Origin of the sequence: Proteus hauseri ATCC 700826, from assembly GCF_001654965.1 — a bacterium.
Taxonomy (GTDB): Bacteria; Pseudomonadota; Gammaproteobacteria; order Enterobacterales; family Enterobacteriaceae; genus Proteus; species Proteus hauseri.
In genome coordinates this window covers 156447-182876 of the sequence record NZ_LXEV01000031.1, presented here as the reverse complement: position 1 = coordinate 182876, position 26430 = coordinate 156447, and the positions used below count along the sequence as shown (strand labels likewise).

The 26430-nt window shown below is 41.1% G+C and carries 22 protein-coding genes; 19 read left to right on the top strand and 3 right to left on the bottom strand.

All coding sequences use genetic code 11. The annotated features are described in order from the left end of the window. Nucleotides 1-100: 100 nt before the first annotated feature. From cra to lpxC, 17 genes are all read left to right on the top strand, one after another. Complete coding sequence (gene cra, locus M997_RS14135) at nt 101-1108, top strand: catabolite repressor/activator (RefSeq protein WP_064720751.1); 1008 nt, start codon at nt 101-103, stop codon at nt 1106-1108. A gap of 688 nt (nt 1109-1796) precedes the next feature. Beyond that, a complete protein-coding gene (gene mraZ / locus M997_RS14130; protein ID WP_064720750.1) occupies nt 1797-2255 on the top strand; it encodes a division/cell wall cluster transcriptional repressor MraZ in 459 nt (152 codons plus the stop codon). Nucleotides 2256-2258: 3 nt separating this feature from the next. Further along, entirely contained in the window at nt 2259-3206 is a 948-nt protein-coding gene (gene rsmH / locus M997_RS14125; protein ID WP_064720749.1) for a 16S rRNA (cytosine(1402)-N(4))-methyltransferase RsmH, read from the top strand. Next, a complete protein-coding gene (gene ftsL, locus M997_RS14120; RefSeq protein WP_064720748.1) occupies nt 3207-3524 on the top strand; it encodes a cell division protein FtsL in 318 nt (105 codons plus the stop codon). 11 nt (nt 3525-3535) lie between these two features. Next, entirely contained in the window at nt 3536-5308 is a 1773-nt protein-coding gene (ftsI, locus tag M997_RS14115) for a peptidoglycan glycosyltransferase FtsI (RefSeq protein WP_064720747.1), read from the top strand. 17 nt (nt 5309-5325) lie between these two features. Next, on the top strand, nt 5326-6813 hold the full coding sequence (gene murE, locus M997_RS14110; protein WP_064720746.1) for a UDP-N-acetylmuramoyl-L-alanyl-D-glutamate--2,6-diaminopimelate ligase: 1488 nt from the start codon (nt 5326-5328) through the stop codon (nt 6811-6813). Then, the gene (gene murF, locus M997_RS14105; RefSeq protein WP_064720745.1) at nt 6810-8192 is read left to right on the top strand and encodes a UDP-N-acetylmuramoyl-tripeptide--D-alanyl-D-alanine ligase; all 1383 of its coding nucleotides are present in this window, start codon (nt 6810-6812) and stop codon (nt 8190-8192) included. Before murE ends, murF begins: the two co-directional genes overlap by 4 nt. Then, nucleotides 8186-9268: a phospho-N-acetylmuramoyl-pentapeptide-transferase gene (gene mraY / locus M997_RS14100; protein ID WP_064720744.1), complete on the top strand. Its 1083-nt coding sequence runs from the start codon at nt 8186-8188 to the stop codon at nt 9266-9268. Before murF ends, mraY begins: the two co-directional genes overlap by 7 nt. 1 nt (nt 9269) lies before the next feature. After that, nucleotides 9270-10580, top strand: a complete 1311-nt coding sequence (murD, locus tag M997_RS14095; protein WP_064720743.1) for a UDP-N-acetylmuramoyl-L-alanine--D-glutamate ligase — start codon at nt 9270-9272, stop codon at nt 10578-10580. Beyond that, nucleotides 10580-11773: a cell division protein FtsW gene (ftsW, locus tag M997_RS14090; RefSeq protein ID WP_064720742.1), complete on the top strand. Its 1194-nt coding sequence runs from the start codon at nt 10580-10582 to the stop codon at nt 11771-11773. The genes murD and ftsW overlap by 1 nt, the downstream gene beginning before the upstream one ends. Next, nucleotides 11770-12852, top strand: a complete 1083-nt coding sequence (murG, locus tag M997_RS14085) for an undecaprenyldiphospho-muramoylpentapeptide beta-N-acetylglucosaminyltransferase (RefSeq protein ID WP_064720741.1) — start codon at nt 11770-11772, stop codon at nt 12850-12852. Before ftsW ends, murG begins: the two co-directional genes overlap by 4 nt. A gap of 41 nt (nt 12853-12893) precedes the next feature. After that, nucleotides 12894-14357 carry a UDP-N-acetylmuramate--L-alanine ligase gene (gene murC / locus M997_RS14080; protein ID WP_064720740.1) on the top strand — a complete coding sequence of 488 codons (1464 nt, stop codon included), beginning with the start codon at nt 12894-12896 and terminating at the stop codon, nt 14355-14357. A 5-nt stretch (nt 14358-14362) separates the two neighbouring features. Next, complete coding sequence (locus tag M997_RS14075) at nt 14363-14719, top strand: hypothetical protein (protein ID WP_064720739.1); 357 nt, start codon at nt 14363-14365, stop codon at nt 14717-14719. 1 nt (nt 14720) lies between these two features. Next, the gene (ftsQ, locus tag M997_RS14070; RefSeq protein WP_064720738.1) at nt 14721-15506 is read left to right on the top strand and encodes a cell division protein FtsQ; all 786 of its coding nucleotides are present in this window, start codon (nt 14721-14723) and stop codon (nt 15504-15506) included. Between the two features lie 45 nt (nt 15507-15551). After that, on the top strand, nt 15552-16808 hold the full coding sequence (gene ftsA, locus M997_RS14065) for a cell division protein FtsA (RefSeq protein WP_064720737.1): 1257 nt from the start codon (nt 15552-15554) through the stop codon (nt 16806-16808). 70 nt (nt 16809-16878) lie between these two features. Continuing rightward, complete coding sequence (gene ftsZ / locus M997_RS14060; protein ID WP_064720736.1) at nt 16879-18048, top strand: cell division protein FtsZ; 1170 nt, start codon at nt 16879-16881, stop codon at nt 18046-18048. Between the two features lie 98 nt (nt 18049-18146). Beyond that, complete coding sequence (lpxC, locus tag M997_RS14055; protein ID WP_064720819.1) at nt 18147-19064, top strand: UDP-3-O-acyl-N-acetylglucosamine deacetylase; 918 nt, start codon at nt 18147-18149, stop codon at nt 19062-19064. Nucleotides 19065-19093: 29 nt separating this feature from the next. Here the strand turns inward: lpxC and M997_RS14050 are convergent, their stop codons facing one another. Beyond that, a complete protein-coding gene (locus tag M997_RS14050) occupies nt 19094-19612 on the bottom strand; it encodes a DUF721 domain-containing protein (protein ID WP_064720735.1) in 519 nt (172 codons plus the stop codon). Nucleotides 19613-19668: 56 nt separating this feature from the next. Here M997_RS14050 and secM point away from each other — a divergent pair, with 56 nt between their 5' ends. Together secM and secA are read left to right on the top strand one after the other, a co-directional pair. Continuing rightward, on the top strand, nt 19669-20196 hold the full coding sequence (gene secM, locus M997_RS14045; protein WP_064720734.1) for a secA translation cis-regulator SecM: 528 nt from the start codon (nt 19669-19671) through the stop codon (nt 20194-20196). 84 nt (nt 20197-20280) lie between these two features. Next, entirely contained in the window at nt 20281-22989 is a 2709-nt protein-coding gene (gene secA, locus M997_RS14040) for a preprotein translocase subunit SecA (RefSeq protein ID WP_064720733.1), read from the top strand. Between the two features lie 110 nt (nt 22990-23099). Here secA and cueR read toward each other — a convergent pair whose 3' ends face one another. Together cueR and M997_RS14030 are read right to left on the bottom strand one after the other, a co-directional pair. Further along, a complete protein-coding gene (cueR, locus tag M997_RS14035) occupies nt 23100-23549 on the bottom strand; it encodes a Cu(I)-responsive transcriptional regulator (RefSeq protein ID WP_064720732.1) in 450 nt (149 codons plus the stop codon). Between the two features lie 102 nt (nt 23550-23651). Further along, nucleotides 23652-26144 (bottom strand): heavy metal translocating P-type ATPase, encoded by a 2493-nt coding sequence (locus tag M997_RS14030; protein WP_064720731.1) that lies wholly within the window; start codon nt 26142-26144, stop codon nt 23652-23654. Nucleotides 26145-26430 lie beyond the last annotated feature (286 nt).

The window sequence follows — 26430 nt, the reverse complement described above, 5'->3', positions numbered from 1 at the left end:
CAGTAAATTGTGTTAAAATGCAAACTCAGATCAGTATGATGACTGAAAACCATAGTAATAATGTAATGAATAACACATTTAATAATTAAAAGAGGTTAATGTGAAACTGGATGAAATCGCCCGCTTGGCTGGTGTTTCACGAACAACGGCGAGTTATGTCATTAATGGTAAAGCAAAACAGTACCGTGTGAGTGACAAAACTGTTGAAAAAGTGATGGCGGTGGTCAGAGAGCATAATTACCACCCGAATGCAGTTGCGGCAGGCTTACGCGCTGGTCGCACGCGTTCTATTGGTTTGGTTATTCCTGATTTGGAAAATACCAGTTATACAAGAATCGCTAATTATCTCGAAAGACAAGCTCGCCAACGTGGTTATCAGTTATTGATCGCCTGTTCAGAAGATCAGCCCGACAATGAAATTCGTTGTGTTGAACATTTACTACAACGTCAAGTCGACGCCATTATTGTCTCTACTGCGTTACCACCAGAACATCCTTTTTATCAGCGTTGGGCTAATCGTGCTTTGCCGATTATTGCACTTGATAGGGCATTAGAAAGCGAGCATTTTATCAGTGTTGTTGGTGATGATTTAGAAGATGCAAAAATGCTGGCAACTGAGTTACAAGCTTTCCCTTCAGAATCCGTACTTTATTTAGGTGCCCTACCTGAATTATCTGTGAGTTTCTTGCGTGAACAAGGATTTCGTAGTGTATGGAAGGAGGACCCTAGAGAAGTCACTTATTTGTATGCCAATAGCTACGAAAGAGAAGCTGCTGCTGCTGCATTTTCAGAGTGGTTAAATAACAATCCAATGCCTGATGCACTATTTACAACGTCTTTTGCGTTGTTACAAGGTGTTATGGATGTGACTTTACAAAGAAGTGGCCGTTTACCTACACAACTTGTTATTGCTACTTTTGGTGATCACGAGTTACTCGACTTCTTAGAATGTCCAGTTCTTTCTGTTGCTCAACGCCATCGTGATATTGCTGAACGTGTGTTGGAATTAGTTTTAGCAAGTCTTGAAGAAGAGCAAAAACCACAGGCCGGGATCACTCGAATTCGCCGTGACTTATGTCGCCGTGGTAGCTTAGGCAGAGCGCGTTAATCTATGCCTCATTATTTATAATACTTAATAGTTCTTATTAAGAGTCTCCCTGTTTTATTAAATTAAAACGGGGAGAGTTTATTGGTTAAAGAATGTCGGGTAGCCAAGAAAAAATAAAATTTGAGATTAATCTTAAGACTTTTTTTACTATTTACGGCATTTAATTTGATTTAAGGATTAAATTTTAACTTTTTCATAAGTGATATTGCTTAAATAAAGATTACTACTTATTTGTTTTTTTTTAAAGAGAATAAAAAAATTTTACTATCTTCATGATATAGAATTATTTTTTCAAACAAAATCTTATTTACCCGTATTAAAATATTCTCCGGTTATTATGTTGGTTTAAGGTAAATGAACTGCAATAAATTAGATTTTTATTATTAAAATCATATTTTACTCATTATGATTTTCTCTTCTGATTTTTTTGTTTTTCATCACTAATAATCATTATTTTTAGAGATTAAATGATTAAAAAAGAAAATAATCGATATTAATCATCATGTTAATATTTCCGATTTTTTCTCTGTCGATATTTTACTCATTTCGGTTTGTTTATCATTTTACTGTAAATATAAATAAAGCTCCTTATATCTGGCTTGACAACGTTTTCATACCATCCGTAAACTCTATTTGTGGGGATTTGTGGGACAATGTGGTGTAAATTACAAAGCTGAGGATAATGAGTATGTTTCGTGGTGCAACTCTCGTTAATCTTGACAGCAAAGGGCGAATAACAGTTCCTTCCCGTTATCGAACAACGCTGAGTGAGATATCTGAAGGTCAAATGGTTTGTACCATTGATCTCAATCAGCCGTGTTTATTGCTTTACACACTTCCTGAATGGGAAAAAATTGAATTAAAACTGGCAGCACTTTCTTCAATGAATCCTGCTGAACGTCGTATTCAGCGATTATTACTAGGACATGCAAGTGAATGTCAGATGGATAGCGCAGGACGCCTTTTGTTAGCTAACACGCTTAGACAGCATGTGGGGCTAACCAAAGAGGTCATGCTAGTCGGCCAATTCAATAAATTTGAATTGTGGGATGAACAGGTCTGGTATCAACAGATCCAAGAAGACATTTTGGCAGAGCAGACCTCACAGGAACCGTTATCGACACGACTATTGGATTTATCACTTTAAATAATGACAACAAATAATTTTAGTCATACCAGCGTATTACTGGATGAAGCAGTTAATGGCCTGAATATTAAACCTTCAGGTATTTATATCGACGGAACATTTGGCCGTGGTGGTCATTCTCGTCTGATCTTATCTCAATTAGGTGAAACAGGTCGCCTTATTGCTATTGATAGAGACCCACAAGCAATTGCAGTTGCTAACGAAATTAAAGATCCGCGATTCTCAGTGATACATGGTCCTTTTTCAGAAATTGAACACTATGTTACTGAGCTGGGATTAGCAGGGAAAATTGATGGTGTTTTACTGGATTTAGGTGTTTCGTCACCACAACTTGATGATCCTGAACGCGGTTTTTCTTTTATGCGTGATGGGCCTCTTGATATGCGAATGGATCCGACATCTGGGATTTCAGCTGCACAATGGTTGATGAAAGCAGAAGAAGACGACATCACATGGGTATTAAAAACCTTTGGTGAAGAACGTTTTGCTAAGCGTATTGCGCGTGCAATTGTTGCTCGTAATAAAACAGACGAACCATTAACTCGAACAAAACAGCTGGCTGATTTAATTAGCGATGCAAGCCCAGTTAAAGAGCGTCATAAACATCCAGCAACACGAAGCTTTCAAGCTATTCGCATTTATATCAACAGTGAATTAGATGAAATAGCAAAAGCGTTAAAAGGCGCTGTTTCTGTTTTAGCACCTGAAGGGCGTTTGTCTGTAATTAGTTTTCACTCTTTAGAAGATAGATTAGTAAAACGTTTTATTCGTGATGAAAGCAAAGGCCCAGTAGTTCCAGCAGGAATTCCATTGACTCAAGACCAAATTAAAGCTTTAGGCAGTACACGTTTATCAAGTGTACATAAAATGAAGCCAACAGGTATTGAAGTTGAAGAAAACCCGCGGGCACGGAGCTCTGTATTACGTGTAGCACAGCGTATAGAGGAATAAATGTCTACAGAACGACACACACTAACGGGTGTTATTGGGCAGGATTTACTGCGTCATGGCAAATTACCTTTAATTTTATTAGTGGCTGTGATTATTTCGGCAGTGTATGTCGTCACTACTGCACATAAAACGCGCTTACTTACCGCAGAGAAAGAGCGTTTAGTGCTGGAAAAAAATGTACTGGATATCGAGTGGCGGAACCTTATTCTGGAAGAAAATGCGTTGGCAGATCATAGCCGTGTTGAGCGCTTTTCAAGTGAACGATTGGGAATGGTTCATGTTGATCCAGCCAAAGAGAACATTATTGTAACCAAATAATAAAGGCAAGTATGAAATTTTCACGTTCAGCGAAAGCGAAAGCAAAGACAAAGTCAAATGCCAAACTTCGCAAACCTGAAGAAAAAACAGGGTTTGTGAGTTGGCGTTTTGCGTTGCTTTGTAGCGGCATTGGAATCGCTTTGGTTGCGTTATTAATACGTGTTGCCTATTTACAAATTATTAATCCTGATCCCCTTATTAAAGAAGGGGATATGCGTTCTTTACGCGTTCAAAAAGTACCTACTGCACGTGGTATGATCAGTGACCGTATGGGGCGTCCTCTTGCTGTCAGTGTTCCAGTTTATGCAATTTGGGCTGATCCTAAAGTTGTTTTAGAATCTAATCCAAATATGACGGATAGCCGTTGGTTAGCACTTGCTGACGCATTAAAAATCCCAGTTAACCAAATCGAACAAAAAATAGCAGCAACACCATCTGCTCGTTTTATTTACCTCGCTCGGCAAGTTAATCCAGAGATTAGTGACTACATCAGTAAGTTAAAAATTGCTGGCATTAACATGCGCCAAGAATCTAAACGTTACTATCCATCAGGCGAAGTAACTGCTCACATCATTGGTGTAACTAATATTGATGGTGATGGTATTGAAGGTGTTGAGAAAAGCTTTAATCAGTGGCTAACTGGCGCACCTGGTGAGCGTGTTGTGCGTAAAGATGGTTTTAATCGGGTTATTGAAAATATTGCTCAAACCGATAGCCAAGCTGCGCACAACTTAATGCTGAGTATTGATGAACGCTTACAGTCAGTTGTTTATCGTGAATTAACAAATGCGGTTATAGCAAATAAAGCAGAGTCAGGGACTGCGGTTTTAGTCGATGTCAATACAGGGGAAGTATTAGCGATGGCTAATAGCCCTTCTTATAACCCAAATAACTTAGCGGGTACGCCTAAAGATTCAATGCGTAACCGCGCTATTACCGATATTTTTGAGCCGGGTTCTACCGTCAAACCTATGGTAGTGATGAGCGCATTACAAAATAATATCGTTAAAGAAAATAGTGTAATTAATACAGTTCCTTATCGTATCAGTGGACATCAAATAAAAGATGTGGCGTTGTATCATGAATTATCGATAACCGGAATTTTACAGAAATCGAGTAACGTTGGTGTTTCACGCCTAGCGTTAGCGATGCCTGCGTCTGAATTAGTGGAAGTATATTCACGATTTGGGCTTGGGAAACCAACTAACTTGGGGCTAGTTGGTGAAAGTAGTGGCATATTTCCAATAAAAAAACAACGGTGGTCCGATCTTGAAAGGGCCACCTTCTCATTTGGATATGGGTTAATGGTAACGCCGTTACAGTTAGCGCGTGTCTATGCAACGATAGGTAGTTTTGGTATTTACCGTCCATTATCAATAACTAAAGTTGATCCTCCTGTACCAGGTACTCGCGTATTTCCTGAACCTGTGATGAAAACAGTTGTTCATATGATGGAGAGCGTAGCACTGCCCGGTGGTGGTGGTGTAAGAGCTTCAATTAAAGGTTATCGCGTTGCTATCAAAACAGGGACAGCAAAAAAAGTAGGCCCTGACGGAAAATATATCGACCAATATATTTCTTATGCTGCAGGTGTTGCTCCAGCAAGTCGCCCGCGTTTTGCTTTAGTGGTCATTATTAATGAACCCAAAGCGGGTAAATACTATGGGGGCGCAGTTTCTGCACCGGTGTTTGGCACAATTATGGGCGCGGTTTTACGTACAATGAACGTAGAACCAGATGCGTTGACGCCAGACGATAAAAATGAATTTGTAATTAATAATTAATAAAGAAGAGGATACAAGTGGCAGATCCTAACTTAAGTGACCTTCTAGGGGCACTAGGGATACAAGCACCGTCATTAACGCTTAAAGAAATGACACTCGATAGCCGCAAAGCGGCTTGCGGTGATCTTTTTGTGGCAATTAAAGGCCATGAAACAGACGGTAGGCGCTATATTCCTCAAGCAATCGCTCAGGGCGTTTCTGCCGTGTTGGCAGAAGCTCAAGATGTTGCTTCGCATGGTGAAATTAAAGAAAGCCATGGTATACCGGTTATTTATATACAAGATCTCAATCGTGAATTATCTAAATTAGCTGGGTATTTTTATCATCAACCGGCTGAAAAACTAAAACTTATTGGTGTTACTGGAACTAACGGAAAAACAACAACAACGCAATTGTTAGCACAGTGGGCTCAAGGATTAGGCGAAACCAGTGCCGTAATGGGTACGGTAGGAAATGGGTTACTAAATAACGTTGTACCCGCAATGAATACCACCGGCTCTGCGGTTGATATTCAATTAGAATTACAGCAGCTACTTAATCAAGGGGCGACATTAACCGCAATGGAAGTGTCATCTCACGGATTAGTACAAGGCCGTGTCAGTGCATTACCTTTTGTTGCTTCAGTGTTTACCAATTTAAGCCGTGATCACCTTGATTATCATGGGGATATGACAAATTATGAAGCAGCTAAATGGTTGTTATTTTCCACTCATCAGAGTGGGCAGAAAATCATTAATGCTGATGATAATGTAGGGCAAAAATGGTTATCACGTTTGTCTGATGCCGTTGCCGTGACCATGGAAAATAAATTGCCACAGGGCTGGCAAGGTCGTTATGTTCGTGCAACAGAGGTTAATTATCATGATGAAGGCGCGACAATTCACTTTATTTCAAGCTGGGGCAAAGGTGAAATTGAAAGTCCACTAATGGGTGCGTTTAATGTGAGTAATTTATTATGTGCATTTGCCACACTTCTTGCTCTTGATTATCCATTAGATGAAGTACTTCACGCGACATCAGCATTAACACCAGTTTGCGGTCGAATGGAAGTCTTCAGTGCTGAAAATCGTCCTACTGTTATTGTCGATTATGCACATACACCAGATGCATTAGAAAAAGCACTGCAAGCTGCTCGTTTACACTGCTCGGGTAAATTATGGTGTGTATTTGGCTGCGGCGGCGATAGAGATAAAGGTAAGCGGCCATTAATGGGGGCTGTTGCTGAAGAGTTTGCTGATAAAGTCGTCATCACTGACGACAACCCTCGTAGCGAAGAGCCTCAAGCCATCATTCAAGATATTCTTTCTGGTTTAATGGATCCGGGGCGCGCATTAGCGATAGAAGGGCGCGCTGAAGCGGTAACTAACGTTATTATGCAAGCTGATGCAAATGACATGGTTTTGGTTGCTGGTAAAGGTCATGAAGATTATCAATTGGTGGGTTCTCGCCGTCTTGATTACTCAGACCGCTTAACGGTAGCTCGTTTATTGGGGGTGATAGCATGATCTCACTCGCTTTAGAAACGGTAGCGCAAGTGACCAACGGTAGATTGTGCAATATTACACAAAGCCAAGCTAATCAGCTGATCATTCAATCGATTTCAACTGATAGCCGCAATATTGAAGCATATTGTTTATTTATTGCGTTAGCTGGTGAGCGTTTTGATGCACATGATTTTATTGCTGATGTTAAAGCAAAAGGTGCTGTTGCTGTCTTAGTCAATCGTCAAATAGATGTTGATTGTCCACAAGTCATAGTGAAAGACACGCACCATGCAATGGGCGCTATTGCAGCACATGTCCGCTCATTAAGTGATGCTAAAATAGTTGCCCTTACTGGCTCTTCGGGGAAAACCTCAGTAAAAGAGATGACCGCGTCTATTTTACGTCATTGTGGTGAAACACTTTATACTCATGGTAACTTAAATAACGATATCGGCGTGCCTTTAACGCTGTTTCGGTTAACACCAGAACATCGTTTTGCGGTGATTGAATTGGGCGCTAACCATATTGGCGAAATTGCTTATACCGTTGATATGGTAAAACCAGATAGCGCGCTGGTAAACAACCTATTTTCTGCACATATAGAAGGTTTTGGCTCACTTGAAGGTATCGCTCAAGCAAAAGGTGAAATATTCGCCGGCTTAAAAACGCAAGGTACCGCTATTTTCAACTGTGAAAGTAATGATATTACACTTTGGCAGCATCATTTAAATGAGCGCCAAACTCAGTGGAGCTTCTCATTATCTTCACAAGGTAAAGCCGACTTTTATCCTACCGATATTATTGTCAATCAACTTACTACCGATTTTATACTCCATACGCCAGAAGGCAGCGTAGATATCACGCTACCTTTGCCGGGACGCCATAATATTGCAAACGCATTAGCAGCCAGTGCATTAGCGTTATCTGTTGGGGCGACACTCGAGAGTGTAAAACAGGGTTTATCCATACTAAAAGCGGTACCAGGGCGTTTGTATCCTGTTGAATTAACAACGGGAAAAATAGTGTTAGATGATACCTATAACGCTAACGATGGCTCGATGATTGCAGGTTTACAAGTTTTATCTCAATTACCGGGTTATAAAATTTTCGTCGCGGGTGATATGGCTGAACTAGGTAAAGATTCAGAAAAATGTCACCGTGATGTGGGGCGTTTTGCACATAAAGCGGGTATTGATAGTGTATTAACCGTTGGGCATCACAGCCATTTTATTAGTGAAGAAAGCCAAGGTGGCCAGCACTTTGCATTTAAAGCTGACTTACTTACGCAATTAATCCCATTATTACAGCAGCATGATGTTGTTTCAGTTTTAGTAAAAGGTTCACGAAGCTCCGCGATGGAAGATATCGTGAACGCATTAAAGGAGTGCTTTGAATGTTAGTTTGGCTGGCCGAATACTTGGTTAAATACCATACATTTTTTAATGTTTTTTCTTATCTGACATTCAGGGCGATTGTTGGCTTATTGACGGCATTAATTATTGCGCTGTGGATGGGGCCGCACCTTATTGCTTGGTTACAAAAAATGCAAATAGGACAGGTTGTTCGTAATGAAGGGCCTGAATCGCATTTTAGTAAACGAGGCACACCCACAATGGGTGGGATTATGATCCTATTTTCTATCTCAGTTTCTACTCTGTTATGGGCAAGACTGGATAACCCTTATGTTTGGTGCGTACTACTTGTGTTAATTGGTTATGGTGTTATCGGTTTTGTGGATGACTATCGTAAAGTTGTTCGTAAAGATACTCGGGGCTTAATTGCTCGCTGGAAATATTTCTGGCAATCAGTACTTGCACTGGTTGTTGCTTTTAGTATGTATGCCATTGGTAAAGATACGTCTGCGACTCAGTTAGTCGTCCCTTTCTTTAAAGATGTCATGCCTCAGCTCGGTATGCTTTACATTTTGTTGGCATATTTTGTCATTGTTGGTACCAGTAACGCAGTTAACTTAACAGATGGTTTAGATGGTTTGGCTATTATGCCAACAGTCTTTGTCGCCGCGGGTTTTGCTTTAGTTGCATGGGCAACAGGTAACGTGAATTTTGCTAGCTACTTAAAAATTCCTTACTTAATGCATGCCGGTGAATTAGTTATTGTTTGTACGGCTATTGTCGGTGCCGGACTTGGCTTCCTTTGGTTTAATACCTATCCTGCTCAAGTTTTTATGGGCGATGTTGGCTCCCTCGCGTTGGGGGGTGCATTAGGTACAATCGCGGTGTTATTACGCCAAGAATTCTTATTAGTGATTATGGGCGGTGTGTTTGTGGTCGAAACACTGTCTGTTATTTTACAGGTTGGTTCATTTAAACTTCGCGGGCAGCGTATTTTTAGAATGGCACCTATTCATCACCATTATGAATTAAAAGGCTGGCCTGAACCGCGAGTTATTGTGCGTTTTTGGATAATTTCACTGATGTTAGTGCTTATTGGTCTGGCTACATTAAAGGTACGTTAAAATGGCAGATTATCAGGGAAAAAAAGTCGTTATCGTAGGTCTTGGGATCACCGGTCTCTCTTGCGTTGATTTTTTTATCCGCCAAGGTGTTACACCAAAAGTTATTGATACTCGTAAACAACCAGGAGGCTTAGATAAGCTTCCTGCTGATGTTGAGTATCATACGGGTGGTTTTCATCAAACATGGTTGAATGATGCTGATTTAATTGTTTCCAGCCCCGGTATTGCGTTATCAACACCTGAGTTAGCTGAAGCCGCTAATTTAGGCGTTGAAATTGTCGGTGATATCGAACTATTTTGCCGTGAAGCAAAAGCACCTATTGTGGCGATAACGGGCTCTAATGGTAAAAGCACGGTCACCACGCTAGTGGGTGAAATGGCGAGTGCAGATGGTATCCGTGTTGGCGTTGGCGGTAATATTGGTGTGCCCGCGTTAACGCTCTTAACTAAACCTCATGATCTTTATGTATTAGAGCTTTCTAGTTTTCAGTTAGAAACGACTTATAGCTTAAAAGCGGCAGCAGCAACGGTATTGAATATCAGCGAAGATCATATGAATCGTTATCCGCTGGGATTAGAACAATATCGTGAAGCTAAATTACATATATATAAAAATGCCAAAGTGTGTGTTTACAACGAAGATGATGCCTTAACATTACCTTTAGCAGGAAAAGATGCCCGCTGTGTCAGCTTTGGTGTTGGGAAAGGTGATTACCAGTTAGATAATACAAATCGAGTATTGAAAGTTCATGATGAAAAATTGCTTTCTACTGCACAAATGTATCTTTCGGGTCAGCATAATTATATGAATGCCCTTGCTGCATTAGCATTAGCTGATGCTGTCGGGATTTCACGCCAAGCTGCAACTGAAGTTTTAAAAACATATCATGGGCTTGCTCATCGTTTTCAGTTGGTCTATTCACATCAAGGGGTGCGTTGGATTAACGACTCTAAAGCGACCAATGTAGGCAGTACTGAAGCGGCATTAAAAGGTTTAGAAGTAGACGGCACATTACATCTGTTATTAGGCGGTGATGGTAAATCAGCTGATTTTACTGCCCTGTTACCTTATATCAGTGGTAATAACGTTCGCCTCTATTGCTTTGGGCAAGATGGTCAAGCACTTGCTAATTTACGACCTGATGTCTCTTTACTGACTGTAACAATGGAAGAAGCGATGCGGGCATTAGCTCCTAAGGTGAAATCTAGCGATATGGTGTTGCTTTCACCTGCATGTGCAAGCCTAGATCAGTTTCGTAGTTTTGAACAACGAGGCGATGAATTTGCTCGTTTAGCGAGGGAGCTTGGCTAATGCGCTTACCCGTCATGCGAAGATTAAAACAGTGGCTAGTGGGCAGTTATCAAACTGAGAACACCGCATTTGTTCCTTATGATCGCACTTTGCTCTGGTTTACTTTCGGGTTGGCCGTGATTGGTTTTGTTATGGTGACTTCTGCATCGATGCCCGTTGGTCAACGTCTTGCAGAAGACCCCTTCTTATTTGCTAAACGTGATGGTATTTACATCGTTGTCGCGTTTTGCTTTTCCTTAGTCACTATGCGCATTCCAATGGCTGTGTGGCAGCGTTATAGCAGTTTGATGTTATTTGGTTCGATATTGTTGTTATTAGTGGTACTTGTTGTGGGAAGTTCCGTTAATGGAGCATCACGCTGGATAGCTTTAGGGCCATTAAATTTTCAGCCAGCAGAATTATCTAAACTCGCACTATTTTGTTATTTATCAAGCTATTTGGTACGAAAAGTCGAAGAAGTTAGAAACAATTTCTGGGGTTTTTGTAAACCAATGGGCGTGATGTTAGTACTTGCAGTTTTACTGTTACTACAACCGGATTTAGGTACTGTGGTTGTGTTGTTTGTTACAACACTTGCGTTGCTTTTTTTAGCGGGCGCTAAAATTTGGCAGTTTTTAGCCATTATTGGTTCAGGAATTGCGGCTGTTGTGATGCTAATTATTGTCGAACCTTATCGTGTTCGTCGTATCACTTCTTTCTTAGAACCTTGGGATGATCCTTTTGGTAGTGGCTACCAACTTACACAATCTTTAATGGCTTTTGGTCGGGGCGATTTTCTTGGACAAGGGCTAGGTAATTCAGTGCAAAAGCTGGAGTATTTACCTGAAGCACACACTGACTTTATTTTCTCCATTCTTGCGGAAGAACTTGGTTATATCGGTGTGGTTTTAGTGCTTTTAATGGTATTCTTCATCGCTTTTCGCGCGATGCAAATTGGGCGACGTGCTTTGGTTCTTGATCACCGTTTTTCTGGCTTTTTAGCTTGTTCTATTGGGATCTGGTTTACTTTCCAAACACTCGTTAATGTTGGTGCTGCCGCAGGCATGTTGCCAACTAAAGGGTTAACCCTTCCTCTTATTAGTTATGGTGGCTCTAGTCTGATTATTATGTCAACCGCCATCGTAATGTTGTTACGTATTGATTATGAAACACGCCTAGCGCAAGCACAGGCGTTTGTAAGGAGTCCTAAATGAGCGAGCGTAAACGCCGATTAATGGTGATGGCCGGCGGAACCGGAGGGCATGTCTTTCCTGGGTTAGCAGTTGCTCATTATCTCCAATCTCAAGGTTGGGAAATTCGGTGGTTGGGTACTGCCGATAGAATGGAAGCAGATTTAGTACCAAAACATGGTATTGAGATTGAATTTATCCGTATTTCTGGTTTGCGTGGCAAAGGTATTAAGGCGTTATTAGCGGCGCCAATACGAATTATAACAGCGATTTTTCAAGCTCGCGCCATTATCAAGCGTTATCAACCTGATGCTGTTCTTGGCATGGGGGGATATGTTTCCGGCCCCGGTGGTATTGCCGCTTGGATGAGTGGTGTTCCTGTCGTTTTACATGAACAAAATGGCATTGCAGGGTTAACGAATCGTTGGTTATCAAAAATAGCTAAGCGTGTATTGCAAGCATTCCCGGGCGCATTTCCTAATGCGCCTGTGGTGGGTAATCCCGTGCGTGAAGATGTACTAGCACTTGAACAGCCAATAGAAAGATTAAAAGAAAGAACAGGTGCAATCCGCGTCTTAATTATTGGTGGAAGCCAAGGTGCTCGGATCTTAAATCACACTATGCCTGTAGTGGCTGGCTTACTCGGTGAAAGAGTAACAATTTGGCATCAAGCAGGAAAAGGTGGCGAAAGTGATACAAAAACGCGCTATCAGAACGAATTAGCTAAAAATTCAGTTAAATCTGAATATAAAGTTACTGAATTTATTGATGATATAGCGCAAGCTTACCAATGGGCAGATGTTGTGGTGTGTCGTTCAGGGGCATTAACAGTCAGTGAGATTGCAGCTGCGGGATTACCCGCTATTTTTGTTCCTTTTCAGCATAAAGATAGACAACAATATTGGAACGCATTGCCATTAGAAAAAGCTGGGGCAGCAAAAATCATTGAGCAAAATGATTTAACACCAGAAGTGATAGCTGAAACCCTGAAAACATGGGATCGTCCACAGCTTTTAACGATGGCAGAAAAAGCAAAAAGTGTTGCGATTACGGATGCCACAGAGCGTGTAGCAAATGTGATTATCGAAGTGGCCAAAAAATAAACGTAACTTGTAACCATTAACTTAGAGTGAAGAAGTAAATAGTGAATACACAACAACTGGCGAAATTAAGATCTTTTGTGCCCGAAATGAGAAAGGTTCGGCACATTCACTTTGTTGGTATCGGTGGTGCCGGTATGGGGGGGATCGCTGAAGTATTGGCTAATGAAGGCTATGAAATTAGCGGTTCTGATTTAGCGCCTAATGCAGTTACACAACAACTCGTTGCATTAGGTGCAACAATTTATTTTAATCATCGCCCTGAAAATATTCGTGGTGCAAGTGTTGTGGTGGTTTCTACAGCGATTAGTGCGGAAAACCCAGAGATTATTGCTGCTCGTGAGGCGCGTATTCCGGTTATTCGCCGAGCTGAAATGTTGGCTGAGTTAATGCGTTATCGTCATGGTGTGGCGATAGCCGGTACTCATGGTAAAACCACAACCACAGCAATGATTTCTAATATTTATGCACAAGCAGGATTAGATCCAACGTTTGTTAACGGGGGATTGGTGAAATCGGCGGGAACACATGCTCGCTTAGGATGCAGTCGCTATTTAATTGCAGAAGCAGATGAAAGTGATGCATCGTTTTTACATTTACAACCTATGGTTGCTGTTGTTACTAATATCGAAGCTGACCATATGGATACGTATCACGGTAATTTTGACAACCTTAAAGATACGTTTATTACTTTTTTACACAATTTGCCGTTTTATGGCAGAGCAGTGATGTGTATTGATGACGATGTTATTCGTTCCATCCTACCTAAAGTTGGGCGTTATATTACGACTTATGGCTTTAGTGATGATGCTGATGTGCGTATTACACATTATGAACAAAAAGGTGCTCAAGGATTTTTCACTATAAGCCGTGAAGATATGCCTGATATACAAGTGGTTTTAAATGCACCAGGTCGCCACAATGCACTGAATGCAACCGCGGCTGTTGCTGTAGCAACAGAAGAAGGTATTGCAGATGAACATATTTTAGCTGCTTTACTGAACTTCCAAGGCACTGGGCGTCGTTTTGATTTCTTAGGTAATTACGGCCTTGAACATGTGAATGGGCAGGCGGGTGAAGTTATGCTGGTGGATGATTATGGCCATCATCCTACAGAAGTCGATGCCACGATTAAAGCTGCTCGCGCAGGTTGGCCAGATAAACGTCTGGTAATGATTTTTCAACCACATCGTTATACTCGTACGCGGGATTTGTATGAGGACTTCGCGGCGGTTCTCAATCAGGTGGATATTTTATTATTAACGGATGTCTATGCCGCGGGAGAAACGCCTATTACTGGTGCAGATAGCCGTTCATTATGTCGAACGATTCGTCATCGTGGAAAGCTTGATCCTATTTGGGTTTCTGATGTGGAGAATATTACTTCGATATTAGCAGGTGTATTAACAGATAATGATCTTGTTTTAGTTCAAGGTGCTGGAAATATTGGTAAAATAGCGCGTCGCTTAGCAGAAACAAAATTTCAGCCTACTTTAAGCGAGGATTAAGACAGATGTTTGAGCAAGTGAGCATCTTTTATGGTGAAATGGCTAATCAACATACTGAATTGATGGCGAGTTATGTAAAAGCTAACACTGTTTCAGCCGAAAAAATGCACAGAGATTCACTTGCTCAAACTCATACTGAGATTAAATTTCAGTTAAAACGAAAGAAAAACGAAGAAAAATTCGCTATTTCTTCTTTTAGAGTAAATAATTCTCAACAGATTGAACAATTTAGTGATTTAATTATCAAACCTAAAGGTGTTCATAAAGTATATATATGTAGGAAAAGTATTAATCGCGAGAATATCGGACAAAAGAATGGGCGATTCTCTTCTTTAAACGTTGCTCAGGAATTAGTGGGTTGATATGTCACAAGCGGCGCTGAATATTAAAGAACACAAAGAGAAACAGCATTCTGACAGACCAAGTAATGGCAGTTATTTATCGGGATTAGTTTTTTTCTTATGTGTAATAGCAACAATTATTTGGGGTGCGATACAAGTCGTTAACTGGATGAAAGATGCAAACCATCTCCCTATTTCCAAATTAGTACTAACGGGAGAGCGGCATTACACAACGAATGACAATGTACGTCAGGCTATTTTGTCTTTAGGACAGCCGGGTACATTTATGACGCAGGATGTGAATATCATTCAGCAACAAATTGAACGTATGCCCTGGATAAGACAAGTCACTGTACGTAAACAGTGGCCTGATGAACTTAAAATCCATCTGGTAGAATATGTGCCATTTACCCGTTGGAATGATACTTACTTTCTTGATAGAGATGGCCGTATATTCAGTTTACCAGTAGAACTTGAAGCACAAGGGAATTACCCCTTGTTATATGGTCCACAAGGAAGCGAGAAAACAGTGTTATCAGGTTATGTTGCAATGAGAGATCAACTTCTTGCAAATAATCTGAATTTGAAAGCGGCGGCAATGTCTGCTCGTCAAGGATGGCAGTTAGTTTTAGACAATGATGTACGATTGGAATTAGGTCGTAAGGATAACGAAAAACGGATCGCTCGCTTTATTGAGTTGTATCCAATACTGCAACAGCAAACAGATAAACGGGTTGATTATGTTGATCTCCGTTATGACAGTGGTGGTGCAGTTGGGTGGGCTCCTTTACTACTTGAAAATGAATAAACAAGACGTGGCAGATGACACGATGAAGGCAAAGGCAGAACAATAATGATCAAAGCGACGGACAGAAAATTAGTAGTTGGTCTTGAGATTGGTACGGCCAAAGTTGCCACCCTTGTCGGTGAGATCCTGCCTGATGGTGTTGTAAATATTATCGGGGTGGGTAGTTGTCCATCTCGTGGCATGGATAAAGGTGGCGTTAACGATCTCGAATCCGTCGTGAAGTGTGTACAGCGGGCGGTAGATCAGGCTGAATTGATGGCCGATTGTCAAATATCTTCAGTATATTTGGCGTTATCAGGCAAGCACATCAGTTGCCAAAATGAGATTGGAATGGTGCCAATCTCAGAAGAAGAGGTAACACAAGACGATGTAGATAGCGTGGTACATACCGCGAAATCAGTCAAAGTAAAAGATGAACATCGTGTGTTACATGTGATACCTCAAGAATATGCTATTGATTACCAAGAAGGAATTAAAAATCCTGTTGGGTTATCTGGCGTAAGAATGCAAGCAAAAGTGCATTTGATTACCTGCCATAACGATATGGCAAAGAATATTGTTAAAGCAGTTGAACGCTGTGGATTAAAAGTGGATCAACTGATTTTTGCAGGACTGGCTTCAAGCTTCGCTGTATTAACTGAAGATGAACGTGAGTTAGGTGTGTGTGTTGTCGATATTGGTGGCGGTACAATGGATATCGCTATTTATACTGGTGGCGCATTACGACACACCCGGGTGATCCCTTATGCTGGCAATGTGGTAACAAGTGATATCGCTTATGCATTTGGTACACCACCTAATGACGCAGAAACCATTAAGGTGCGTCATGGTTGTGCATTAGGATCCTTAGTGGGTAAAGATGAAAATGTTGAAGTTCCAAGTGTCGGAGGCAGACCGCCAAGAAGTCTGCAACGACAAACCCTTGCTGAGGTTATTGAACCTCGCTATACCGAACTACTTAATCTTGTCAATGAAGAGATTTTGAAAGTTCAGGAGCAGTTACGCCAGCAAGGGATTAAGCATCATTTAGCGGCAGGCATTGTTCTGACGGGTGGTGCTGCACAGATTGACGGACTTGTTGAGTGTGCTCAACGTGTTTTCCACACGCAAGTACGGATCGGTAAACCGTTAAATATTACCGGGCTAACAGATTATGCGCAGGATCCCTTCTATTCTACAGCAGTAGGGCTCTTGCATTACGGTAAAGAATCCCACTTTGGTGAGGAAACAGAAACCGAGAAACGCTCGGCAGTAAGTGGTTGGTTAAAAAAACTGACTGGCTGGCTCAAAAGAGAGTTTTGATAATCAGACAAATTTAAAAAGAGGTCGTTTGAGCAAGCGGCCCTGAAAAGGCACAAAACGGAGAGAAATTATGTTTGAACCTATGGAATTAACCAACGATGCGGTGATCAAAGTCATCGGCGTTGGCGGCGGCGGCGGTAATGCGGTTGAGCACATGGTTCGCGAGCGTATTGAAGGTGTCGATTTCTTCGCAGTCAATACGGATGCTCAAGCGTTACGTAAAACAGCGGTTGGACAAACCATCCAAATTGGTAACGCCATTACGAAAGGCCTTGGTGCAGGAGCTAATCCTGAAGTGGGGCGTAATGCTGCGGAAGAAGATCGCGAAGCTTTACGTGCCGCACTTGAAGGCGCTGACATGGTCTTTATTGCTGCCGGAATGGGTGGTGGTACAGGTACTGGTGCAGCCCCTGTAGTTGCAGAAGTTGCAAGAGATTTGGGTATTCTGACCGTAGCCGTTGTGACTAAGCCTTTTAATTTTGAAGGCAAAAAGCGCATGGCGTTTGCTGAGCAGGGTATTACCGAGTTATCTAAGCATGTTGACTCATTAATCACTATTCCGAATGATAAATTATTAAAAGTTCTGGGTCGTGGTATTTCATTATTAGATGCATTTGGTGCTGCTAATGATGTTCTAAAAGGTGCAGTTCAAGGTATTGCTGAACTGATCACTCGTCCTGGTTTGATGAACGTCGACTTTGCTGACGTAAGAACTGTGATGTCAGAAATGGGTTATGCCATGATGGGTTCTGGCGCTGCGAAAGGTGAAGACCGCGCAGAAGAAGCCGCTGAAATGGCGATTTCGAGTCCATTATTAGAAGATATCGATCTTTCTGGCGCTCGAGGTGTACTGGTCAATATTACTGCTGGTTTTGACTTACGTTTAGATGAATTTGAGACAGTGGGTAACACCATTCGTGCATTTGCATCAGATAACGCAACCGTGGTTATTGGTACATCTCTTGACCCAGAAATGAATGATGAATTGCGTGTAACTGTTGTTGCAACGGGTATTGGTATGGATAAACGTCCAGAAATCACACTCGTGACTAGCAAACAAAATCAGCAAAACGCAATGGAGAATCGTTATCAGCAAATGCAAAACAGCATGTCTTCTTTTTCGGCAACGACTGAAGAAAGCAAGCCAGCAGCAAAAGCGGTTAACGAACAATCTACACAGACAAATAAAGAGCCGGATTATTTAGATATCCCTGCTTTCTTAAGAAAGCAGGCTGATTAATCGCCAAAAAGATTGGCATCTCCGCTTTTTGTGCTAAACTGTCCTGCCAATTATAAGTATAATGATTGGTAGGACGGATAACATTGCGAGATAAAATGATGATCAAACAACGGACATTAAAACGAATTGTACAAGCAACTGGTGTGGGTCTCCACACGGGTAAAAAAGTTACGCTTACAATGCGTCCGGCGCCTGCTAACACTGGGGTCATCTACCGTCGTACTGACTTAAATCCACCGGTGGATTTTCCAGCTGACGCAAAATCAGTTCGTGACACAATGCTATGTACTTGCTTAGTGAACGAAGACGATGTGCGCATATCAACCGTTGAGCATTTAAATGCAGCACTGGCTGGTTTAGGCATTGATAATATTGTAATTGAAGTGAATGCGCCTGAAATCCCTATTATGGATGGTAGTGCAGCACCTTTTGTCTTCTTATTACTTGATGCCGGTATTGAAGAACTTCGTACTGCGAAGAAATTCATCCGTATTAAAGATACTGTACGCGTTGAAGATGGCGATAAATGGGCGGAAATGCGTCCATACAATGGATTTAAATTAGATTTTACTATCGACTTTAACCATCCAGCTATTGATGCGAGCACCCAGCGTTATAAATTAGATTTCTCTGCTGAATCTTTTATGAGTCAAATTAGTCGTGCTCGTACTTTTGGATTTATGCGTGATATCGAATACCTGCAATCTAAAGGGTTGTGTTTAGGCGGTAGTTTCGATTGCGCTATCGTTGTTGATGACTATCGTGTGCTCAACGATGATGGTTTGCGTTTTGAAGATGAATTTGTTCGTCACAAAATGCTAGATGCTATCGGTGATTTATTTATGTGTGGCTATAACATTATCGGTGAATTCACCGCGTTTAAGTCAGGTCATGCGTTAAATAATAAATTACTACAGGCTGTATTAGCAAAAGAGTCAGCATGGGAATTCGTCACATTTGAAGACGAAGCTGAAATGCCTGTGGCATTTAAAGCTCCTTCTGCAGTTTTTGCTTAATTCTGTAAAGGAAAGAACGTTAGTTATTTCTAATTAACGTCATCTTTGGCTGTACTTGTACTCTCTCCGGCAAGTGCAGCCAACCGTTCTAATTTTTCCCTTAATTTCTTCGGGCTTTTTTCAGCCAAATACTTTAATGATTGTGCGCTTTCTAAGCTCAAGTGACGTCTGTTTTTTGGGTTTTGCTCTTTTATTGATGATATTAAAGGTCTTTTTTCCTCTTTTGTTCTGAAACTAGGATTTATTTTGATGTCTATTGAGGATAAGGATGGTAAAATTTCTTGCCTCAACGCTGAAAGTAAAGCTGGAATTTCGTAACGCAATCTTGTTAACCAACTTGCGTTTATGACTTCAATAATTAAAATAGCATTGCGATAATTAGCTACCCGACATTTATCTTGTAACGGGGTAGGCAAAAGTGCAATTACGGCACGGTTTAATTTTAGTAAAACGGTTGCACGTTGCTGGATAAGTTGTAGAGTACTTTTATTGGAACCTTCAAGTTCGTTAAGAATTTTTTCCAATGATTGTGGGTAACTATCCCGCATAGATTTTGACTCCAATAAAAATAAATAAGTAACAATAAAAAAAGAAACGAAGGTTAATGAGTATTATAAATTTTTGGCGACAATTTGGCAGACGATATTTTTGGTCGCATCTGCTTCTAGGAATGGTAGCAGCAGGTATTGGAATGCCTTCGCTGTTGTCAGCCCATGCTGAAAATCCGCAACAAACTGATACACCATCATCTCAAAATCGCCAAAGTCAGGCGCTTATTGCGTTTGATAATTTATTCTTACGTCAAAGTGTACAGAATCCTGCATCATCCTTCACCTTTAATTATTGGCAGCAGCACGCTGTTAAAAATGTAATACGACAGTTATCTTTTGCATTTACCATTAGCTCTCCTGAATTGACGGTAAAAGCCAAAGATGAACCGTCTCCTGTTTCTAATGTTGCAGAGGTTATGCTTGATACTCTGTATGCATTATTGACGGATGCACCTCCTGTTACACTCACTTATTTGCCTTTATCAACCTATACGTTAGCGCAAATAACGCCTTCCTATCGAACTGGATTATGGCTCGCTCAAATTCGCGGGATCCGTGCCGGACCTTACTTAACAGCTTAATTTATTCGCTTTATTAATTCTCTGTATGATTAGAAACAGAGGCTGTTTTCGGCGTTACTACGCCATAATTGAGAATAATTATTTATGTTAGGTAAAATTGTAACCAAAATTTTTGGTAGCCGTAATGAGCGTTCTATCCGTCGTATGCGTAAAGCAGTTAACCAAATCAATCAGTTAGAACCTGAATTTGAGAAGCTGACTGATGAAGAGCTACAAGCCAAAACACAAGAATTTCGTGAGCGCCTGAAAAACGGCGAAAAAGAAGAAGATATTCTGCCTGAAGCGTTCGCAACAGTACGTGAAGCAAGTAAACGGGTATTTGGTATGCGTCACTTTGACGTACAGCTTATTGGCGGTATGGTACTCAATGAGCGTTGTATTGCAGAAATGCGTACTGGTGAAGGTAAAACATTAACCGCAACACTACCTGCTTACTTAAATGCGCTTTCAGGTAAAGGTGTTCACGTTGTTACCGTCAATGACTACCTTGCACAGCGTGATGCGGAAAATAACCGCCCTTTATTTGAATTCTTAGGCCTAAGCGTTGGGATTAACTTACCGAATATGGCCCCACCAACAAAGCGTCAAGCTTACGGTGCGGATATTACCTACGGTACAAATAACGAATTTGGTTTTGACTACCTTCGTGACAATATGGCATTTAGCCCAGAAGAGCGTGTTCAACGTAAACTGCATTATGCATTAGTGGATGAGGTCGACTCCATCTTAATTGATGAAGCACGTACACCATTGATTATTTCAGGACCTGCTGAAGATAGCTCTGAGCTGTATAAGCAGATGAATAAAATCATTCCTCATTTAGTTCCACAAGAGAAAGAAGATTCAGATACCTTCCAAGGTGAAGGTGATTTCTCTGTTGATGAAAAAACGCGCCAAGTCAATATCACTGAGCGTGGTCTGGTTAAAATTGAAGAATTATTAGCTAATGAAGGCATGATGAAGGAAGGAGAATCACTTTATTCTCCAGCAAATATCATGTTAATGCACCACGTTACGGCTGCATTACGTGCACATGCATTATTTACTAAAGATGTAGACTACATCGTTAAAGATGGTGAAGTTATCATTGTTGACGAACATACTGGGCGTACAATGCAAGGCCGTCGTTGGTCAGATGGTTTACATCAAGCGGTAGAAGCTAAAGAAGGAGTGAAAATTCAAAATGAAAACCAAACACTCGCCTCTATTACTTTCCAAAACTATTTCCGCCTGTATGAAAAATTAGCGGGGATGACCGGTACTGCTGATACCGAAGCATTTGAATTTAACTCTATTTATAAATTAGAAACTATTGTTATTCCAACTAACCGCCCAATGGTACGTAAAGATTTACCTGACTTAGTTTATATGAATGAACAAGGTAAATTTGCTGCAATTATCGAAGATATTCGTGAGCGTACTAAAAATGGTCAGCCAGTGCTGGTTGGTACTATCTCGATAGAAAAATCAGAAGAAATTTCTAATGCGCTGACAAAAGCTAATGTTCACCATAACGTGCTGAATGCGAAATTCCACGCAATGGAAGCGGATATTATTGCAAACGCAGGTTTACCTGCGGCGGTGACTATCGCAACTAACATGGCAGGTCGTGGTACCGATATCGTGTTAGGAGGGAGTTGGCAGACTGAAGTTGCTAAACTTGAAGATCCTACTGAAGAACAAATCGAAGAAATTAAAGCAAGATGGAAAGAGCGTCATGACGCAGTATTAGCTTCTGGTGGTTTACATATTATTGGTACAGAGCGTCATGAATCACGCCGTATCGATAACCAGCTGCGTGGTCGTGCAGGTCGTCAAGGGGATGAAGGTTCTTCTCGCTTCTATTTATCAATGGAAGACTCCTTAATGCGTATTTTTGCTTCAGACAAAGTCTCAGGCATGATGCGTAAATTAGGGATGAATGAAACTGAAGCAATTGAACATCCTTGGGTGACTAAAGCGATAGCGAATGCGCAACGTAAAGTAGAAAACCGCAACTTTGATATTCGTAAACAGTTACTTGAGTATGATGACGTAGCAAATGACCAACGTCGTGCTATTTATACGCAACGTAATGAATTACTGGATGTTGCAGATGTTAGTGAAACTATCGATAGCATTCGTGAAGATGTCTTCAAGACGATGATTGATAACTATATTCCACCTCAATCACTGGAAGAAATGTGGGATATTGAAGGCTTAACTGCATGTTTACAAAAAGACTTTGATTTAGATTTACCAATCAAAGAGTGGTTGGATAAAGAGCCTGAGCTGCATGAAGAAACATTACGTGAGCGTATCTTAGAAAAATCTATCGAAGTTTATAAAACGAAAGAAGAGATCGTTAGCCCTGAAATGATGCGTAACTTTGAAAAGGGCGTGATGTTACAAACGCTAGATACGCTGTGGAAAGAGCACTTGGCTGCAATGGACTATTTACGCCAAGGTATTCACTTACGTGGTTATGCGCAAAAAGATCCAAAACAAGAATACAAACGTGAGTCTTTCGCTATGTTTGCGAGCATGCTGGAATCACTGAAATATGAAGTGATTAGCACACTAAGCAAAGTACAAGTTCGTTTACCAGAAGAAGTTGAAGAGCTAGAACGTCGCCGTCGTGAAGAAGCTGAACGCTTAGCTAAACAGCAACAATTAAGCCATGAAGTGACTAAAGAATCGCAAATGTCAGCGGTAGATGGCCAAGTTGCCGCGGGTAAAAAAGTAGGACGTAATGAACCTTGCCCTTGTGGTTCTGGTAAAAAATTCAAACATTGCCACGGCCAATTAGGTTAATTTAAACTCTAATTAATGCGATGTAGCAGATAAATATTCTACTGTGCTGAAAATAAAAACCGCTTACATTGTTATTTGTAAGCGGTTTTTTTATATCATATAAACAGTCTTTAAAATGCTGAGCGAAGATGTGAAAGAGTGTGTTTAGGGATATTTTTTTCATTACTTTCTTGGGGTTCTATTAGCCCCGAAATAATGGAACAATCGGGATTACCGTTACCTTGGCAATTCTTTGCTAAATGTTCTAACGTATTAGCCATTCTTTGTAGTTCAGTAATTTTATTATTTAATTGTTCAATATGGGAAATTGCGATGCGTTTAACATCCGCACTGGCTCGTTCGCCGTTATTCCATAACAACAGCAGTGTTGAAATTTGTTCTGTAGAAAACCCCAAAGCACGCGCATGACGAATAAAACGAAAACAAGCCACATCATCAGCGGTGTAATGTCGATAGCCTGAGTCAGTGCGAATCGCCTTAGAAATTAAACCGATCTGCTCATAATAACGGATCATTTTAGCGGTAATGCCCGATAGCTTAGCAGCTTGACCAATATTCATGATGTTTTCCCCTTAAAGTATAAGCTCTATGTGTATAAGTATAGCGTTATAAAATAGAACCAGAGTTATCATTAATTCTGGTTCTAACGCGAAACGAATCATCTACTCTTGGGTTTTCATTGGTGCTTGAAAACGTTTTAATCTCAGTGCATTACCTAATACAAAAACACTAGAAAGTGCCATCGCAGCTGCTGCGAAAATAGGTGAGAGCAACATGCCATTGATAGGGTAAAGCATCCCCGCTGCAATGGGGATCAATAGGGCGTTGTAAGCGAAAGCCCAAAACAGATTTTGCTTAATATTACGGATAGTCGCTTGGCTTAAAGCGATAGCATCAACCACACCGCGCAAATCACCCGACATTAACACCACATCGGCAGCTTCAATGGCAATATCTGTACCAGTACCGATTGCTAATCCGACATCAGCTTCTGCCAGTGCTGGCGCATCATTAATACCATCACCAACGAAAGCGATTTTTGCACCTTTATCACGAAACTGTTTTAATGCTGCAACTTTACCATCGGGCAGTACTTCAGCAGCAATTTCATCAATACCAAGTTGCTGCGCAATTGCTCGTGCTGTTGCTTCATTATCACCCGTTATCATCGCTACTTTTAATCCCAGCGCATGTAATGCTTTAATTGCTTCAGGTGTTGTTTCTTTAATTGGGTCAGCGACAGCAATAATTGCGGCTAAACGACCATCAATTGCAGCATACAGTGGGCTTTTTCCTTGTTCGCCAAGGCGCTTGGCTGTTGATAATAAACTGGTCACGTCTAAGCCAAGTTGTTTCATAAAGCGATCTGCGCCAACTGAAACGGCTCTACCAGCCACTTTTGCAGAGATACCAAATCCGGGAACAGAATTAAAATCTTCAACGGTTGCGAGTGTTAAGTTTTGCTCTTTTGCTGCGCTTACTATCGCTTGTGCAATAGGGTGCTCAGAGTATGTTTCGATAGCAGCAACAAGGCTTAATACTTCTGTATATTCAAAACCTTTTGCAGGAACTAAATCGGTTAACTCTGGGCGACCTTTAGTTAAGGTGCCGGTTTTATCAAGAGCTATCACATTGACATCGCGTAATGCTTGTAGTGCTTCGCCCTTACGAAAAAGAATACCTAATTCAGCAGCACGACCTGTACCGACCATAATTGATGTCGGTGTTGCAAGCCCCATCGCACAAGGACAAGCAATAATCAGCACCGCGACCGCATTAATCAGAGCAAAAGTCAGTGCGGGTTCTGGGCCAAAAACTAACCAAATAAAGAAGGTGAGGGTAGCGCCTAACATAACCGCAGGAACAAACCACATGGTGACTTTATCAACCAGCGCCTGAATGGGAAGTTTAGAGCCTTGTGCTTCTTCAACTAATCGAATGATTTGCGCAAGTACGGTATTTGAACCAATTTGGGTGACTTTAAAGCTAAATGCACCGGTTTTATTAATAGTGCCACCAACGACTTCATCGCCCATATTTTTAGATGCGGGAATAGGTTCGCCAGTTATCATGCTCTCATCAACATACGAACGACCATCTATAATTTCACCATCAACAGGAATTTTCTCGCCAGGGCGAACAAAAATAACATCTCCCATAACAACTTGATCAAGAGGGATCTCTATTGTTTCGCCGTTGCGCTCAACTCGAGCCGTCTTGGCTTGAAGTCCGATTAGGCGTTTAATCGCTTGAGATGTATTTCCTTTCGCCTTAGCTTCGAGTGTTCTGCCTAATAAAATCAATGTGACAATAACGACTGCGGCTTCAAAATAGACGTTTGCTGTACCTGTGGGCAAAACGTGAGGAATAAAAGTAGATACAATGGAATACCCATAAGCCGCAGCAGTACCTACCGATACAAGAGAGTTCATATCTGGTGCACCACGCAATAATGCGGGGATCCCTTTACGAAAGAATCGTAAACCAGGACCAAACATCACAATAGTGGCGAAAACAAATTGGATATACCAATTAAGTTGCTGTCCTAATGTTTGTGTGACCCAATGATGAACGCCGGGAATAAAATGTGAGCCCATTTCGATAATAAATACGGGTAAGGTAAATATGGCTGCGGTAAATAATGCACGTCGTAATGAGCGCTCATCTTGCTCACGACGTTGTGCGCCTACATCGTTTGTATTAGTAGGATCATCAGATAAGCGACGAGATTTATAACCCGCTTGTACCACGGCAACTTCCAGATCAGTAATGGATACCGCACCCGCAAGATAGCGCACACGAGCGCGTTCGGTTGCAAGATTTACATTCGCTTCTAATACACCGGGAATTTGTGCTAATGCTTTTTCAACACGCCCGACACAAGAGGCACAAGTCATCTCTTCTATTGCTAACTCTGTAATTTCTTCAGGCACTTTGTAGCCTGATTTCTCAATTGCTTGTGCTGCGACGATAGGATTTGATGTACTTGAAAATACGATATCAGCACGTTCAGTAGCAAGATTTACTGTTGCTGTCGTTATTTCTGGTACTGCGTTGAGTGCTCGTTCGACACGACCCACACAAGAAGCACAAGTCATACCTTCGATAGGCAAACTCAATCGATTTGTAGAAGACAACGTTGGATGAGTATTCATGTAAACACACCTCTTAAATAGGGTAATTGCATTAAGCTTAAGGTTTACCATTAGAGGAAGGTCAAGGATTAAACGACTTTTTCTTTTTGGCGGGTTTTAATATTAAATTTTAAAAAATTATATTAAAAATCATATCAATAACAATGAATTTGAAGTTTAGCTTATAGATTAGTGCTGTGTAAATGATAGACAAATAACGTTTTTTCAGTAATAAAGCGAAAAAACCCGCTTATTAGATTAACAAGCGGGTTTGGCTTACAAAAGAATAGGCATTACTCTTTTATTG

Coding starts and splice junctions, on each gene's coding strand:
- M997_RS14030 (WP_064720731.1), bottom strand. CDS start 26,144: ATGAATACTCATCCAACGTTGTCTTCTACAAATCGATTGAGTTTGCCT.
- ftsI (WP_064720747.1), top strand. CDS start 3,536: ATGAAATTTTCACGTTCAGCGAAAGCGAAAGCAAAGACAAAGTCAAAT.
- M997_RS14050 (WP_064720735.1), bottom strand. CDS start 19,612: ATGCGGGATAGTTACCCACAATCATTGGAAAAAATTCTTAACGAACTT.
- murD (WP_064720743.1), top strand. CDS start 9,270: ATGGCAGATTATCAGGGAAAAAAAGTCGTTATCGTAGGTCTTGGGATC.
- secA (WP_064720733.1), top strand. CDS start 20,281: ATGTTAGGTAAAATTGTAACCAAAATTTTTGGTAGCCGTAATGAGCGT.
- lpxC (WP_064720819.1), top strand. CDS start 18,147: ATGATCAAACAACGGACATTAAAACGAATTGTACAAGCAACTGGTGTG.
- M997_RS14075 (WP_064720739.1), top strand. CDS start 14,363: ATGTTTGAGCAAGTGAGCATCTTTTATGGTGAAATGGCTAATCAACAT.
- cueR (WP_064720732.1), bottom strand. CDS start 23,549: ATGAATATTGGTCAAGCTGCTAAGCTATCGGGCATTACCGCTAAAATG.
- murF (WP_064720745.1), top strand. CDS start 6,810: ATGATCTCACTCGCTTTAGAAACGGTAGCGCAAGTGACCAACGGTAGA.
- mraZ (WP_064720750.1), top strand. CDS start 1,797: ATGTTTCGTGGTGCAACTCTCGTTAATCTTGACAGCAAAGGGCGAATA.
- rsmH (WP_064720749.1), top strand. CDS start 2,259: ATGACAACAAATAATTTTAGTCATACCAGCGTATTACTGGATGAAGCA.
- ftsZ (WP_064720736.1), top strand. CDS start 16,879: ATGTTTGAACCTATGGAATTAACCAACGATGCGGTGATCAAAGTCATC.
- mraY (WP_064720744.1), top strand. CDS start 8,186: ATGTTAGTTTGGCTGGCCGAATACTTGGTTAAATACCATACATTTTTT.
- secM (WP_064720734.1), top strand. CDS start 19,669: ATGAGTATTATAAATTTTTGGCGACAATTTGGCAGACGATATTTTTGG.
- ftsA (WP_064720737.1), top strand. CDS start 15,552: ATGATCAAAGCGACGGACAGAAAATTAGTAGTTGGTCTTGAGATTGGT.
- murG (WP_064720741.1), top strand. CDS start 11,770: ATGAGCGAGCGTAAACGCCGATTAATGGTGATGGCCGGCGGAACCGGA.
- ftsW (WP_064720742.1), top strand. CDS start 10,580: ATGCGCTTACCCGTCATGCGAAGATTAAAACAGTGGCTAGTGGGCAGT.
- ftsL (WP_064720748.1), top strand. CDS start 3,207: ATGTCTACAGAACGACACACACTAACGGGTGTTATTGGGCAGGATTTA.
- ftsQ (WP_064720738.1), top strand. CDS start 14,721: ATGTCACAAGCGGCGCTGAATATTAAAGAACACAAAGAGAAACAGCAT.